Annotated in this window: 13 protein-coding genes; 3 read left to right on the top strand and 10 right to left on the bottom strand. The window is 62.0% G+C overall.

Features of this window, described 5'->3' with window-relative positions; all coding sequences use genetic code 11:
* The first annotated feature begins 174 nt into the window (after positions 1–174).
* Both AC1M2K_RS02830 and AC1M2K_RS02835 read left to right on the top strand, forming a co-directional pair.
* Positions 175–1,338 carry a hypothetical protein gene (locus AC1M2K_RS02830; protein ID WP_480239754.1) on the top strand — a complete coding sequence of 388 codons (1,164 nt, stop codon included), beginning with the start codon at positions 175–177 and terminating at the stop codon, positions 1,336–1,338.
* Between the two features lie 48 nt (positions 1,339–1,386).
* Positions 1,387–2,604, top strand: coding sequence for a polysaccharide pyruvyl transferase family protein (locus AC1M2K_RS02835; protein WP_480239755.1), 1,218 nt, complete (start codon positions 1,387–1,389; stop codon positions 2,602–2,604).
* Positions 2,605–2,607: 3 nt separating this feature from the next.
* Here AC1M2K_RS02835 and AC1M2K_RS02840 read toward each other — a convergent pair whose 3' ends face one another.
* The 10 genes from AC1M2K_RS02840 to AC1M2K_RS02885 all read right to left on the bottom strand — a co-directional run bounded on the left by AC1M2K_RS02840 (position 2,608) and on the right by AC1M2K_RS02885 (position 14,936).
* Complete coding sequence (locus AC1M2K_RS02840; RefSeq protein WP_480239756.1) at positions 2,608–3,450, bottom strand: glycosyltransferase family 4 protein; 843 nt, start codon at positions 3,448–3,450, stop codon at positions 2,608–2,610.
* Positions 3,451–3,722: 272 nt separating this feature from the next.
* Positions 3,723–5,072: a hypothetical protein gene (locus tag AC1M2K_RS02845; protein WP_480239757.1), complete on the bottom strand. Its 1,350-nt coding sequence runs from the start codon at positions 5,070–5,072 to the stop codon at positions 3,723–3,725.
* Entirely contained in the window at positions 5,069–6,226 is a 1,158-nt protein-coding gene (locus AC1M2K_RS02850) for a glycosyltransferase family 4 protein (protein ID WP_480239758.1), read from the bottom strand. The genes AC1M2K_RS02845 and AC1M2K_RS02850 overlap by 4 nt, the downstream gene beginning before the upstream one ends.
* Positions 6,223–6,861, bottom strand: coding sequence for a NeuD/PglB/VioB family sugar acetyltransferase (locus AC1M2K_RS02855; RefSeq protein WP_480239759.1), 639 nt, complete (start codon positions 6,859–6,861; stop codon positions 6,223–6,225). Before AC1M2K_RS02855 ends, AC1M2K_RS02850 begins: the two co-directional genes overlap by 4 nt.
* Positions 6,858–7,499, bottom strand: a complete 642-nt coding sequence (locus AC1M2K_RS02860) for a sugar transferase (protein WP_480239760.1) — start codon at positions 7,497–7,499, stop codon at positions 6,858–6,860. Before AC1M2K_RS02860 ends, AC1M2K_RS02855 begins: the two co-directional genes overlap by 4 nt.
* A complete protein-coding gene (locus AC1M2K_RS02865; protein ID WP_480239761.1) occupies positions 7,496–8,632 on the bottom strand; it encodes a DegT/DnrJ/EryC1/StrS family aminotransferase in 1,137 nt (378 codons plus the stop codon). The genes AC1M2K_RS02860 and AC1M2K_RS02865 overlap by 4 nt, the downstream gene beginning before the upstream one ends.
* On the bottom strand, positions 8,629–10,479 hold the full coding sequence (locus AC1M2K_RS02870; RefSeq protein ID WP_480239762.1) for a polysaccharide biosynthesis protein: 1,851 nt from the start codon (positions 10,477–10,479) through the stop codon (positions 8,629–8,631). The genes AC1M2K_RS02865 and AC1M2K_RS02870 overlap by 4 nt, the downstream gene beginning before the upstream one ends.
* Before the next feature lie 954 nt (positions 10,480–11,433).
* The gene (locus AC1M2K_RS02875; protein ID WP_480239763.1) at positions 11,434–12,036 is read right to left on the bottom strand and encodes an arsenate reductase/protein-tyrosine-phosphatase family protein; all 603 of its coding nucleotides are present in this window, start codon (positions 12,034–12,036) and stop codon (positions 11,434–11,436) included.
* Between the two features lie 3 nt (positions 12,037–12,039).
* On the bottom strand, positions 12,040–13,509 hold the full coding sequence (locus AC1M2K_RS02880; RefSeq protein WP_480239764.1) for a tyrosine-protein kinase domain-containing protein: 1,470 nt from the start codon (positions 13,507–13,509) through the stop codon (positions 12,040–12,042).
* Positions 13,510–14,063: 554 nt separating this feature from the next.
* Positions 14,064–14,936 (bottom strand): hypothetical protein, encoded by an 873-nt coding sequence (locus AC1M2K_RS02885; protein ID WP_480239765.1) that lies wholly within the window; start codon positions 14,934–14,936, stop codon positions 14,064–14,066.
* Between the two features lie 210 nt (positions 14,937–15,146).
* Between AC1M2K_RS02885 and AC1M2K_RS02890 the strand changes: the two genes are divergently transcribed.
* Positions 15,147–15,557 carry a hypothetical protein gene (locus AC1M2K_RS02890; protein WP_480239766.1) on the top strand — a complete coding sequence of 137 codons (411 nt, stop codon included), beginning with the start codon at positions 15,147–15,149 and terminating at the stop codon, positions 15,555–15,557.
* Positions 15,558–15,579: the final 22 nt, after the last annotated feature.

The raw sequence follows: 15,579 nt of genomic DNA on the forward strand, positions 1-15,579 counted from the left end.
TACTAGGCTACTGGATTCGTTCGCCGGGGCCCGATCTACCGTCGTCCGCCGCTAGGCTCGAGAGGTCGACTTCATCATGCCTCACTGCATCAGCACGTTGGCACTGCCCGAAGACAATCCGAATCGAAGACTCAGCACGGTCGCGATCACCTTGGAAATGAAGAGAAGAGCGTCGTGCGAGTCGTCCCGATAGCAGCCAGACACGCAATTTATGGTGCCATCAACACCATCGCCGTGCAGGGTCTCGCGATCGTCGCAATGCCACCAGCGGAGTACGGCGCCTTCGCGCTCTTCTATTTGGCGTTTGCATTGGCCTCATCCGTGGTCTACTCGGTCGTATCTGAATCGTGGGCCAGACACGCGCGAAGCGGTGGCACGGCGGATCCTTGGGAGCGGTACTGCGTAGCACTGGCGTCGGTGGCCGGCCTCAGCGCCATTCCAGTTTTGGTGATCGGCATACTCGCGAACGCACTTGCCGTCGCTCCTATCTTTGCAATCGCTGTTCTCCTTGCTACCTACCGAGTCGGCGCCCGTTTCTATTCCGCAGCATTGGCGCGCCATAGGTTCGTCGGGGGAGCAGATCTTGCGGGCGCCTTCACGATGTTCGGCGCTTTCGCGTTGCTGCAGACCGTGCTCCTGCCGCTGGAATCCGTGGCTATCGCGTGGCTTGCCTCCACTGCGGCGAGCGCACTGTTGTCTGAACGCCCAAGGTTCGCCGGTGGGGGTTCGCCAGCAGCGTGGATGATCTCGCACAAGAACTCGATACGAAGCCTCCTCGCAGACTCCGTTCTACTCGACGTTGGATCCATAGGGGTCCCTCTCGTGATGGCTCCGGTCCTTGGCGTGGCAAAGTTTGGCGTTTACCGGGCCGTATCCAGCGCCGCCCTTCCTGTTCGACTTCTGCTCAATCCCGTAAGGCCGCTTCTGGGACGTAGACCAATTCAAGCCTTCGTCACCTCCCGCTTCGTGGCCGCCATCATCACATCGGGTGTGGCTATGGGGGCGCTTATGTGGGCGGTGCTGACGGCCATTGATGCCGGAGGGTATTTCGAAGAGGGCGTAATATTCGACCTTGCCGATTACGCGATTCCCATAGCAATCTTCGTCGGGACGAATCTCGTCAGCATGTTCTACTACCTTGTAGCTCGAACCCACCTTCCTGGTCGCCAGCTACTTTCTTACCGGATTGTCCAGCTGGTCGGGGCAATCGCATTGCCGATCGGCGGTTATCTGCTGGCTGGTCTGGACGGCGCAATCTGGGGCTTCGCCGCCAACAGTGTGGTGTTGGGCGCCGTCGTCTTCATCCTCGTCATTCGCCGTGCGCATCGCTCGGCTTGACCTACGATGGATGGACTGCCCCACCTTCTGCCCGAGAGGCAACCACCCATGAATAGCCTGATCGTCAACAGCGCGCGCAAGCTCCGAAATGAGGCCGACCGCATACTGGTGGGAGCCAGCAATCAGATCAGGGCCACTACGGTCCAGAAGCCCGCGCCATCCGACGACGCGAACGTGACCAACGTCCTGCTGACTGCAGCCTTCGGTTCCATGGGGGACGACGCCCTTCGAGCGGGAACCATGGCCGGCGCCGCCTCGCTTGGACGACCTGTGAAAATCTGGGTTCCTGGGGCTACGGACGACTGGCCCACTGACCCGGTCGGTGGCCCGGTGCATTCGCTTGAATCAATGAGGCTCGGCCAAACCGGGATATTGCCTCCGAGCGCCCGGCGAGTTTTCGGCACGGGTTCGACGGTAGTAATCGGTGCCGACACAATCGGCGGAGACTACCTTCACGGATTCCTGGGATATAGGGTTGCCGCTCTTCGACAGGCGGTTCACAACGGCCACAGCGCAAAGCTCGTCAATTTCAGCATGGGCTCGAGCCCAACCCCGACCGCTGTCCGGTTGCTACGGTCCCTGCCCGCTTCGGTGGAGCTCTGGGCACGCGACACTCTCTCGCAAGAACGCACCAGCAAGCTTCTCAATCGACGCGTGGAGATTGCGCCAGACATCGGGGCGCTCGCAAAGCCCGTCGAAAGCAACGCCGTCAAGGAGCTCATCGGTCAACACGGAGAACGCGGCTACGTCGTGCTGGTTCCCAACGCGCATTTCGAAACATTGGGATGGTTCACAAGGGCGGAGCTCATCGACTTCTGGGTGTCACTCGCCGAGGAGTTGTCTGCGGATCATGAGGTCGTTATTCTCCCTCACGACGTACGAGGGCGGCCAGGGGACATCCCATTTGCCCGACAGATCGCGGAGGGGCTCGAACTTCGGATCGGCACTAACCCCAGCGTCTTTGTTCCCGTATCCGCCGGGGAAGCCAAAAGCGTTCTTGGCAGCGCGGTCGGGGTCGTCGCCGCACGGATGCACGCCTGCGTAGGAGCGCTATCCAGCGGAGTCCCATGTGTCGGACTGGAGTATCTCGGGAAATTCGTCGGACAGTTCAAATGGTTCGGCAGCCTCGGCAAGGTAGTGCCTCTTGAATCCTCCATTGACGCATCGATGATTGCCGCACATTTGCGCACCATCATCAACGACCCCGATCGCGAAACCTCGGGCAATCCGGTATCCGCCGACCATATCGGCTGGCTTCGTCCCTGACGGTCAGCGGGAGAAGAACGTTCTCCCAGCGAGGACGATGTCTTCCGCTACTCGCGCCCAGGAGTAGGTCGTCTTGGCGCTCAGGATTCCCGCTGCCGAAAGACGTCGATAGCGGTCAGGGTCCTGGAGTACAAGGCGCAAGGCTGAAGCGAACGACCTGGCGCTCATTGACGAAGCGACCTCTCCGACCCCCGAATCGATGAGCTGTTCTCGGAGCCCCCCGATTGGGGTCCCCACGCACGGAACGCCAGCGCTCAGCGCGTATCCGATCACTCCGGATTGACTTGCCTCGTCATACGGAAGCGACAGGACGTCATACGATGCGATCGTCGGCTGAATGCTTGATTCGGCGATCCAACCAACGTGCACCTCCGCCTCAATCGCCTGAGCCAGGCGTCGTTCATCCTTTGTCAGTTCGCCACGACCATGAACGACGAGTTTCACTGGAAAGCCGCTGCTTCGCAGATCGGCAATCGACTCGAGAAGCCTCGACATGCCCTTGTACTTTTCTATACGACCGAAGAATCCGACGACGAATTCTGGATTCGGCGCACCGAGGGTTCGAGGCTGCAACTGAGGAATCCCGAAAGCCCCGTGGACCGTGCGAAATAGCCGCCCGCTGGGTACGACATGCCGACCCGCGAGCTGTTCGGCCACAGCATCCGAGTAGGTCAGCACTCCGTCACTGGTGCGGATCGAGATCGTACTCAGGGCGTCCAGAACACGGCTCTCCTCCCCGCTGTGGCGAAAGGCATCATGAACGCTTGCCAGCACCTTCACCCCTGCCAGCTTCGCAACCATCCGAGGCAATAGTTGCAGCGGGTGATCCATGACCTCAAAGATCATGTCGACTTCATTCGACTTGCAGAATCGATGAAGTCGCCACGCGTCGGACGGCTGCGAGATGATCCTCCTCGCGAAGCGCCGTACCCCACCCAGTGAAGTCCTACCGACAACCAACGTGGAGACGCCAAGCTGAGACAAAGCGTCGGCAGACTCCGACGCCGAGTCGTAACTCACGGTAAGAGTGACATCATCTCGATCGAGTATGGCCCTGCCAATGTATTCCTGCAGCTGTGGGCCGCCTCCGCGAGTCCCCCAGTGCAGGACAAGCAGCCTCATTCGCGCGTCCATGGAAGTGGCTCCGAGCCGGGCCGCACCACGGCGCGCGACAGACGCTTCCGCTGAATCTTCAAACGTTGGGCACGGACTGCCGGCCACAAAGCCACCGCGATCGCAGCGAGAGGCACGAGCACAATAAACGCCATAGGGCGAAGTCGTGCCAAGAGGCCGTAGTTGGCGACGCTCACAGCCATTGTCGCCAAGACAGCTCCTGCAGCGAACACGAGAATCGCGAGGAGCGCACCGTCACCGCGGCGATCGCCCGCGAAGTACCGACGTCTCCACAGTGCGCTGACGGCGAGCAGTGCACACAAGACCCAGACGGCCCCCTCCATGAAAGCCAGGAGCATCACGGGACTAGCCACGTCGAACTCCCACACGAATGGCCCCGCCAATATCCGCGGAACGTTGACCATCAGAATCGTTCCGTAGCTCAGGTCGCCAGAAACGCCTTCGGCCCCTGAGAATCCGCTCGAGGCAACACTCGATAACTCGCGGTTCCGCAAGGCGACCTCTTCAGGGCTCAGGCCGAATTGGGCATTTGCGATTTCCCACGCCACTCCAATGAGAAACAGAAGGGGGATGAGGAGGAAGAATCGAATCGCCAGCCGGTACTGAGATCGACGCGACCATACAAGCACTGCTCCAATTGCTAGAGCCAAACCTAGCGCCATTCCGACAGGCCCCCTGATCCAAGCCAGACAGACCACGGCTGCCAAAGAGACCACCGCATACCGAGTCTGCCTCGTCTGAGCCAGTCGCAGCGTGCCGAGTACAGCGAGCGAGATCAGGAAAACGCTAGGTGCTTCACGCAAGACGCGCGGTACCCAGATGAATAGGGAGGGCACCAACGCTGTGACGAAGGCGGCTATCAGGACCGCGCGACGACGGGCTCCGTCGTCGAGGAGCGGAAAAAGCGTCACAACGATCTCGGTGGTACGAGCGACCGTCACAACAGTCAGCGCATTCAGGAAGATATTCAGCAGGATGGCCATCATGGGTACCGGACCGGAGAACGCATACAGGGCACCAATGATCCACAGATAACCCTCCTTCCCGTCCACGTAGGCAACCCGCGTGTTCGATTGCCCGGTAAGGAAGCGACTCGCCTCCTCCGCCAGGGTGTGCCACGCGATCTCATCGGCGACCAGCAGGTTGCCTGCAAGGATCAAAACAAAGAGAGTTGACCCCGAGCTGACGATCGCAAGGATGCACGCTGCTCGGATATTGGCGGACTTCACCAGACTGGCGAACGCCATGACGACTGCGATGCCGACTAGCGACAGCACAACCACCGACGCCAGACCCTGAAACGTCGAGAGCCCTTGAGTGATCGGGATGTTCATGATTCGACAACCCCACGAACCTGGAGGGCGAGGTTTGCTTCCTGTAACGCCCAGATTTTCTCGCGGCTGAAGTTGGTTTCTACGTGCCTTCGAGCCTGTGTACCCAGGTGAGCACGCAGGTCTCCGTCCAGAGCGAGGCGCGTGATTGCTTGGGCGAGCGACTCTGGATCATCGGTTGCAAAGAGCAAGCCGGTTTGCTCATCGATCACCGAATCAACGGCACCGGTTGCGTCCGACGCAATTGTCGTTAGACCCATTGCTCCCGCTTCGAGCACGACATTGGGAAATCCTTCTCGCCGGGTGGGCAGGCAGTGGATGTCCATGACCTTCAAGTATGGCCGCGTGTCAGAGACTGCGCCGGTGAGGTGTGCGCCGACGGTGGAACGCCGGATCTGCGCAACGACGTCATCACTTTCGAAAGCACCTACGACCAGCAACCGGGTATTGACCCCTCGTCGCGCGCAGATTTCGAGAGCGCGAAGTAGGGTGTGTATCCCTTTGTCTGGGTGCACCCGCCCCACGAAACCTATGAGCAGTGTCTCGCTCGTCCGCTCAAGGAATCTTGCAGTCTCAGCGTCGATCGCCGAGATCTCAGCGTCCGCAGAAAAGCGGTCAAGGTCGACTCCGTGAGAACTGCCGGGTCCGAGCACCACCATCGGTTTACGGCCGAGGAGTCCCAGGTCGACGGCACGCCGCGCGAGGCTATTGCTGTTTGCCACGACTTGTGTGGAAAACCGAATACTCCACGACTCCAGAAGCCGGAGAACTGACCGTTTGAGACCGGATTCGGTTTCGAACCTGATACCCCAGAGTTGATAGACGCGAACGGGGACTCCGGCGAGGTAGGCTCCGAAGGTACCGAGCAGCCCAGCTTTGGGCGTTGCGGTCACGACGACTATCGGGCTGATGCGCCTGATCTCGCGGTAGAGCCGGATGAGGCTTTTCACGTCGTTGATCGGTGATGGATCGCGGCGCATCGGGACGTCGCGAGTGGCGACTCCCTCAGACCTGCCGAAATCGTCGAGATTTCCGTCTGAAGAAGTGATCAAGGACACGTCCCAGCCGGCACGAGTCAGGAATTCCAGGTATCCCCGGTAGAAGGTCGTTGCCGTGACCTCGGCAGTGACGATGAGGCAGACTGATTTGGCGTTCATCGCGCAGGTACTCCCTTGACGATGCTGGAAGCACTGACATCCCGGACCACGCATGCCGCCGCTCCGACCACGCTGTTTGATCCGACCCTCAACCCTTGAAGTATCACTGCCCCGGCGCCCACGAGCGCGCCTTCCTCGACCACGACCTCGCCGGAAACGACCGCTCCTGGGTTTATGGACACACAGCGTTTCAGCGTCGAATCGTGCCCCACGATGGCGCCGGGGTTGAGGTGTACGTACTCCCCCAACTCGACGTTTGTCGAGATTTGGACACCGCCGCAAACAACGCTCCCTCTACCGATCGTGGAAACCGCACCGACGATCGCCGACGGGTGGACGAGGGTCATCGGGGAACGACCAGCCCTGGTCCAGCGTTCCACAATCACGGATCTCGCGGTCGGGTCCCCAACTCCGACGACAAACGATGCGTCATTCTCGCGTCCAAGCCATTCCGCCTCGGTTCCGAGATATGGAACATCTCTGTCGGCCAACCTTGCGAGATTGACAGCGCTCGGTGCAGAATCGACCACTCCGACGACCTGAAGCGCGTCACGAACCCTGTTCATCGCGGTGATGACGTCGAGCGATTCCCGGCCGAACCCTCCAGCGCCGATGACTACCACCGACGTCGTCACTGGGCCCCACCGTGTGACCCTGTGCCATGGAACTCGGGCATCGTGGCCTGACCGTCTGCGGAGACGCCGCTTCGGCGGAGGACGCTCGATACTGTCGCGCCAAGAATCCTCAAATCAAGTTGGAACGTGCGGCAGTCGACGTATTCGACGTCCAGTTCAAACTTCTCTTCCCAAGTGAGGGCGTTCCGTCCATTGACCTGCGCGAGACCGGTGACGCCTGGACGGACCTCGTGGCGCCTGGCCTGGAGGGGCGAATAGCGGTCCAGGTACGACGGGAGCAATGGCCGCGGACCGACGAGACTCATGTCTCCCTTTATGACGTTGAGCAGGGTTGGCAGTTCATCGAGACTGGTGGCTCGGAGAAGGCGTCCGAGAGGTGTGAGGCGCTGAGCGTCGGAGCTTACTCCCTCGTTCGCGGTAGCCGGACGCATCGTACGGAACTTGATCATTGTGAAAAGGTCCGCATGCAGGCCAGGTCGAGCTTGCCGGAACAGGACCGGCCTGCCAAGCCTCGTCGCGACAGCTGCAGCAACCAACACCTGGATGGGCAGTGAAACGACGAACAACACGACGGCCACGATGATGTCGAAGCCACGCTTTGCTGTGTCGTAGTCACGACGGATTACGGGCTGAGTCAACGCGGCGTCCTCACGAAGTCGCTGATCGTCGCCAATACGTGGTCGACCTGAGCGTCGGAGAGTGCCGAGCCACTCGGCAGCGTCATACCCGTCTCGAAGAGCCGCTCAGCCGCGCCGTTGATCGTAGCGGCGGTACCTTTGAAGACGGGCTGAAGGTGCATTGGTTTCCAGAGCGGACGACTTTCGATGTTTTCAGAGGCAAGCGCCCCGGTCAACTCGCTAGGACTCCAGCCCGTCACCGCCACGTCAACGAGGATCGAGGTCAGCCAGAAGTTATCGCCGGAGTCGTCGCCTCCCCCGAAAAGTTCAACGCCCTCGACCGATTCGAACAGATCCCGGTACCGCTCCCTGATCGAACGTCTCCGCGCAATCATGTCATCGAGCCTGGACAGTTGGGCACGGCCAAGCGCAGCAAGGAGGTTGCTCAGTCGGTAGTTGTACCCAATGTCTGTGTGCTCGTAATGCACGACTGGCTGTCGAGCCTGAGTCGCGAGGTAACGTGTTTGCTTGGCCAGCGATTCGTCGTCGGTCAAGAGCATACCGCCACCAGAAGTGGTCATGATCTTGTTGCCGTTGAAGGAAACGATCGAAGCACACCCGAAGGAACCTGCGGGCCGGCCTCGGTGCGTTGCCCCCAGCGACTCGGCTGCGTCGCAGAGAACGGGAACGCCGTGTTCCTCGGCGATCGCCAGAATCTCCGTGTAGTCGACCGCCTTGCCGAGAAGGTCCACCGGGACGACAGCCGCCGGCTTGACCCCGCTCTGCCGGAGTTCTTCGAACGCCCGTCGCAGAAGCGTCGGGTCCATATTGCCCGTCGCCGGGTCGCAGTCGATGAAATGCGGCGAGGCGCCAGCATAGACGATCGCATTTGCGGTTGCGGCGAACGTCATGGTCGACGTGAGGACGACATCGCCCTGCTTGACTCCGAGCCCGAGCAGACCAAGATGAAGTGCTGCGGTTCCAGAACTCAGGGCAACCGCAAAATCGACTCCGACGCGTTGTGCCATCTCGCGCTCGAAGGCGTCGACGTCCGGGCCGAGCGGTGCGATCCAGCCTGAGCGCATGGCCGACACGACGAACTGCTCTTCCAGCTCGCCGACATCGGGGGACGACATGTAGATGCGATCGCTCATCGGACATCACCCGCCGGAAGGCGCTCGATGACGCTCGTGTCGTTGTTTCGAGGCGAAGCAAACATCCGCTCTTCCCATCCCCTCTTGTCCAGTCGCGCCGGCGATATACCGCCCACGCGGGCGTGAGAGATTTTCGGGTGCAAGGGTCGCTCGTCCGTTTCGTTCTGGCCGATGAGTTCTTCATGGAGTTTCTCCCCATGGCGAAGTCCCGTGAATTTGATTTCGATGTCCTTGCCTGACATGGAGATCATTCGCTGAGCCACGTCGAGGATCCTGACCGGTTCACCCATGTCAAGGATCAATACTTCGCCCGCGCTCCCGATGCCGCCAGCCTGCACGACAAGCTGACAGGCTTCCGGAATCGTCATGAAGAATCGCGTGACGTCAGGATGGGTGACGGTGAGCGGCCCCCCGGACTCGATCAACGATGTGAAAGTCGGAAGCATGGAGCCGCGGCTGCCGATGACGTTGCCGAACCGGACCGACAAGTAGGTGCGACCGGTTTCTTCGGCCATCCACGCCGTGAGTTTCTCGGCGACTCGCTTCGAGTGTCCCAATACGCTCGTCGGATTCGCCGCCTTGTCCGTCGAGATATTGACGAACGTTGTCACACCGACGGACCGGGCTGCTTCGAGCACGTTGAGTGTTCCCAGGACGTTGGTCTTCCAAGCCTCGTCGGGATACTGCTCGAGCATAGGAAGGTGTTTGAGAGCCGCGGCGTGGAAGACAACGTCAGGCCTGCGGTCGGTGAAGATTCGCTCCAATGCATCCTGATCACGGATGTCCGCCAGAACGACATCTTTCGTGTCAAGTAGTCCGTGCCCCGAGATTCCGATCTGCGCGCCCTGAAGTCCAGTTTCATCGCGGTCAAGCATGATCAGTTCACCTGGGCTGTACTTCGCGATCTGTCGGCACAACTCCGCTCCAATGGACCCTCCGGCCCCGGTGACGAGGACCCGCTTGCCCCTGAGGTACCCTGCGATCGTCTCCACTTCGGTGTCGACCGGGTGTCGACCGATGAGGTCCTCGATCGAAATATCGCGCATATCGGCCAGACTCGTCCGCCGCTCGAGAAGGTTCTCGAGCGGTGGAAGCACCTTGACCCGAAGCCCTGCAGCCGTGGCAGCATCGGAAATGCGACGAATGAGAACCGAATCTGCTCGACCAATGCAGATCACCAGATCAGTCGCTCGCGTCTTCTCTACGACACGGTGCAGATCGTGGAACGTACCCATAACCGAGACACCGCGATGCTGAGCATTCGATTTCAGCGGGTCATCGTCGATGAGTGCAACCGGGAGGAACTGCGATGTCGGATCGGTGAGCATACGACGGACCAGAGTTGACCCTAGGTAGCCGGCGCCGTAGATGATTGTTCGATGCGCTTCGCTGCCCGGCTTGTACTTGTGTTCGACATAGAGGCGCTTCGCATACCGCACCGCGAACATGATGATGAGGGCGATGGGGAAGGCAATGACTGTGGCGCTTCGCGCGACGTCCAAAATGGGGCCGAAAGCGAGCACGGGGATGCTCAGGATCGCGAAGACGCTCAGAGCAGCAAAGACCAGTGCCCGCACCTCTTCGAAGCTGCCGTACGTGTACCGTCCCTTGTATAGTGCGTAGCCCCACCCGACCACGAACTGCAGAAAGACTGCGAGGAGCGCCAGGCCCAAGAGAGCCACCCATCCCACGTTCCAGAGCGCGAACTCGTAGCGGAAAATGACAGCCAGGATCAGCGCAACCGTCCACGCTGCAGCATCCAGCACGAACTGCGCGCCGAACCGCACCAACGGCACCTCACCGTTTCTGCCCCGGTCCTCGCCTCGTGAGTCAGGCTCTAGCGCCATGTTGTTCCCCCATCATCTGATCGTGCTAGGTTCGCGCCGGCCCAGAGCCAAAGCGCACCATCATCCGCGGCCGCAATCGCGGTTTGTCCGGGAGGCGAGGCCTCGCCGAAGCAGCCCACTGGAGCACTCGGTGCGCCGTCTGCCAAGGTGACCACGGAGGTTCCGACGCATTCTCCCTGCGCCGCGACGGCAACGGCATACCCGGTTTCCGTGCGATCGATTGCTACGGCGCCTGGAACCGCGATGCCCGTAGACCACTCGGCAGCGCCCGCGGTCCTGAGGTGAAGAGTTTGGTCAGCGCAGAGGACGGCTGCCTCGGCCGTCGAACGTGTTGCTATCGCGACAACAGACGCGCACGGTGCCGGAGCGGGACCGTCTGGGGCATGCACAGTCGCACGGTCAGCCGGATCGACGAACCAATACGAGCCGAGGTTCGCAGAGTAGTCCTCCCAGGCTTCACCAGCGACAAAGGTTCCCACGAGCTGCGGAGCGCACTCTCCATCGAGCGTCACAACGTTGGCCTCTGAGGAGGACTCCGGCACAACACGGACGAGAGTATTCGCGCCCGTCGCCGGAGCAGGATCGACGGTGCTCCACGTCGCTCCACCGTCGGAGGTGAACTCGAGCGCCGAAGGACCACCTGGGCACGTACCGACTGCCCCGCGCCAGGCGACCTCGGAGGAGACTGCGGCGAGGAGACGTTGCGGCACCGCGGCGGTCGGGGCAGCCACTGGAGTCGGAGTGGCCGATGGAGTTGGCGTGGGGGTCGATGAAGCTGTCGGTGTCGGTGTCTGCACCCCACCGCCCGGCGGGCGATTCGCGTTGACAGCCAGCCCGATGAGCACAACGTCGAACACGAGGAATAGGGCGAGCGCGAGAATCCACCATCGCCGTGGAAGCCCCTCCCCCTTCGGCCGGCGGACCGGCGCTCTGTTCGACGCCATCATGACCCGCTCAGACAACCTTCGAGGCGCGATTCAGCAGGTCGAGCGCACTGGTGACTGCAGGAACGAGCTGCTGGCCCGACAGAGTGTAGACGTCATCCGCCCGGCGATACGGGTCAACGACGTCATCGTCATCTACGTCCCGCAGCGGCGTGACGATCCCACGCAAGGATGCCGCGGCCTGAACCGCAACCGCGAACCGTCCGGCTACATCGTCGCTCGCCAATAGTGCCGCGTCGATCAGATCGGAGTCTTCGACCTCGGTTGCGATGCGCGCGAATTCTCTGATCGTGAACGTGTAACGTGAGGCTCTCGGGTGCAGCTGCACGATCGCGCGACGGTGTTCCCGCGACATCGCGAACACGAGGTCAGCCTCCGCTATTTGATCCACACTGAGTTCACGGGCGATGTGCTCGGCGGCGTCCGTCACCCCGAAGCTTCGAGCGAGTTGTTGAGCTCGCTCATCCATCGGCTTGCCGACCAAACCGACAGTGCCGGCACTCGACACGGTTACGTTCGGATATGAGCGGAGCCCGGCGCGAAGGAGTTGTTCGGCCAGCGGAGAGCGGCAAATGTTGCCGGAGCAGACCGTGAGTATCGCGAAGTCAGCCACGCCCTACTCGACCCTCGCGTCGCGGAGCGTCCTTCGCCCTTTCAAGGCAGACTTCTTAGCAGACTTGCCGGTGGCGACATGCTCGGGCGCAGGCTCCACGACAGTGTCATCGAACTTGCCGTAACTGTACTGGCCGTAGGCGTATGAATCCGGGCCCTTGGTCGGCAACATGGTGACGACGATGCCAGCGAGGTTGCTGCCGATGCTCTCGAGCGTCCGAACCGCCGCCGCCAGTTCGTTTTTCTTCGTCCGACCTGACGCCGCGACCATGATCGCACCGCCGGTCAGCTTGGAGATGACCGCGGCGTCGGTGACCAGCAGCAGCGGCGGCGCATCGATGAGGACCACATCAAACTGTTCCGTGAGAGCGTTCAGAACCCGTTTCATCGACGCCGATCCAAGCAGTTCGCTCGGATTCGGTGGAACGCGTCCGCTTGGCAAGACGTATAGCTTGCCGCGGCCCCACTTCTGAAGAACGTCGGCCAGTTCTGCGCGGCCAATGAGCACATCGGTGAGCCCAACCGCCCCTTCGAGGCCCATGTAGTCAGCGACCCTGGGCAAACGCAAGTCACCGTCAATCAAAGCAACGGACGCGCCAGTCTCGGCGAGCGCGATGGCGAGGTTTGCGGTCGTCGTGCTCTTGCCTTCGCCCGGGATGGAACTGGTGACGACGAAGCTGCGCGGACCCTTTTCGAGGTTCACGAACTGCAGGTTCGTGCGGAGGCTGCGGAAGGATTCTGCCCTCGGGCTGCGGGGGTCGGCGTGAACAACCAAGGGGCGCTTTTTTGCGTCGGGATCGAGCGCGATTCCGCCGAGGATCGCGGCTTCGGTCACCTGCTCGATATCGTGCGAGCTGTGGATGCGGGTGTCGAGAACGCTGCGAAGTATCGCAACTCCGAGCCCCGCGATGAGACCAACGAGGAACCCGAGCAGAATGTTCAGCGGGACGTTGGGACTCGAGGGCTCGGTCGGCGTGACGGCGGGCTGAATCGTCTCGATCTTGACCGGACTGGCCGTCTCGCCTTCCGGCTTCTCGAGCTGGTTCGTGACGACATCGGCGAAGGTGGCGCCTACCGAATTCGCTATGGCAGCTGCTTGGGCCGGATCTGTGCTGGTCACCGTCACGTTGATGAGGACGGTGTTCAGCGGGGACGATGCCACCACAGCTGGAGCGAGCTGCTGCGCGGTGAGGTCCAGCTTGAGCTCGTCGATGACCTTGTCGAGGACCAGCGCGCTGTTGACGACGTCGACGTAAGTGGTCACGGCCTGCCGAGCGAAGCTTGTTCCGTTCACGAGGTCGCCGGTCGCAGCGCCTTCGGCTGAGCGGACCGACACGTACAACTGTGTGGTCGACTGATACCGCGGGGCCAGGGTCAGCGAGTACGCAGCCGCGACGCCAACACCGAGCAAGGTGCAGGCCACGATGAGAATCCAGCTCTTGTGCAGGATTCGTACGTAGTCTTTGAGCTCCAAAGAGTCCCCCTATAAACAGCTGTCAATACGTAGACAGGTCGTTCCAGTTTCGCATATACGGGAGCACCCATCGGACCGGAGCGCCGGTGAGGGCTTGACATTCCTTGTGCTGGGCCGATCTATTGGTCGGTCCCCAGCGTTTCGGTACCTGGCGGATGCCAGAACCCTCCCGCAGCACAGAGCTCGTCAGAGCGGGTCGATGGGAATTTCCGGCAGAGGTTCCGGGTCCGGCTCTGGCTCTGGCTCTGGCCCGGGGTCCGGCACCGGGTTCGGCTGCGGCGCCGGCTTCGGCGTGACGGGTGCCACCGGGTTCGCGTCGTTGTCCGGCGTCGACCGTGGCCGTCGCGGACTTCGACGAGGAGAGCCACCCTCCGCTTCAGCGGCTTCGTCCTCCGCAATGACTCGCGCGTTCTCGTCCTGAAGCGCGAAAGCCGATGCGCCGTAAGCCTGCAATTCCTTCGCGCCAAGGTCCGTTTTGAGAGCGGCGGCCAACGCTGACACTGCCGCTGCAACAGCGTCACGCCATTCCTGGCCGGCATCCGGGTTCGCCACGATCAGTGCCGACGCCGTCGCGGGGACGGTCTCGGCAAAATCAGCGAACGCGCCTTGGAACGCGCTACGGGCGTCGCGGACGGCGGAGAAGGCGGCGTCGAGCTCGAGCTGAGCCGCCTCAATCCGTGTCGCCTCGGATGAAACGTGATCCAGTCCGGCCGCGATCGTGGCGAGGCTCGAGGTGGACGTGACGCCAGGGGCGACGTGGGGGTGTCGGCGGGGTCGACCGCGGTGATCTCGGCGACCGTCGCCGCGAACGTGATCCGAACGGCGTCCGCGGAAGCGCGCGCCTTTTCGTCCGACACTCCGGCAACGCTGGCCAGCGCCGTCGCCGCCGCGATGCTGACGGCTTCGGAGTCGAGCTTCGCCGCTTCGAAGCGCTCGAACGTCGTGGCGAGGGAGCGGTCTGCCTTCGCCACAGCGAGCTGACGACCAGCGTAGGCGTCGAAGGCCTGCTGCTCCGGTCCGGCCACCTGGCTCTTCACCGCGAACAGGATCCCGACAGCGACCAGCGCGAGCACGGTGACGATCGAGACGATTATGGTCAGGATGCTGCGGCTGTTCCGCTGCTTGTTTCCCGGGAGAAAGACGGTCGGCACAGGGTTGGCGATGCGCTCTTTCTCGGCGACATCCGCGCTGACATCGACACGATCGTCGTCGCCGCCGAGGAGCTGCGCCAGCCGGACGGATTCAGAAGCAGGAACGGTGTCGGAATCGGTGGCGTTTGCAACCGGCTGCTTCACGAACGGCATCGACAACGTGAACGTGGACTCGTTGGCGAGGGCATCGTCGATGTGCTCGGACGAAACTACCACGGCATCCCACGTGTCACGCTTGTCGTCAGCGAGGTCGGACAGGGCGTCGTCGACCTTCATGTTTGCTCCCCCGGGGCGCGGGCCATCCGCGCTAATGCCAGAGTCACCCTAGCGCGGGCTATCAACCCGATCGGCACGTTGGACCCCGTTCTGGGGGGCCGGCGGGGACGATCTCGATACGGCCGCAGATCGCCTTCTCGATCAGCGGGCAGGCTGCACTCGACCACTGAATTGAGCGGCGGAGGAGAACCGCTTCGCTAGGGTGAGCGAGTGGATCCCAACGCAGCAAACTCATGGGGATGGCTCGCCCTCGCCCTGGTCAACGCCGGCCTCGCCGAACAGAAGAACAGGTCACGTCTGACCTGGTTCCTGCTCTCCCTTTTGCTGGGACCGATCGCGACCCTGCTGATCGTCGTCTGGGCACCGCCCGAGACGGCCCCTTCGCCCGCGCCGCCCATCCAGCTGTCGACCGCGATGCTTGCTCTCGGTGTGCTGCTGACCGCCGGCGCCGGGGTTCTCGGCGTGCTTGCCGGTACTTCGGAGCTCTGGTGGTTGTGGGTGGCCGCCGCTGTGCTCGCAGCCGGCGCCATGGCCTGTTTTGTCGCGTTCATCGTTCGGCGGCCTGCGGATGCTTCGGCGACGCGATTGGGTGCGGATAAGACCGGGGTGCCCGGGGGCTGATCTCGACAAGCTCGATCACCGG

It is taken from the genome of Mycetocola sp. Y171, from assembly GCF_056713165.1.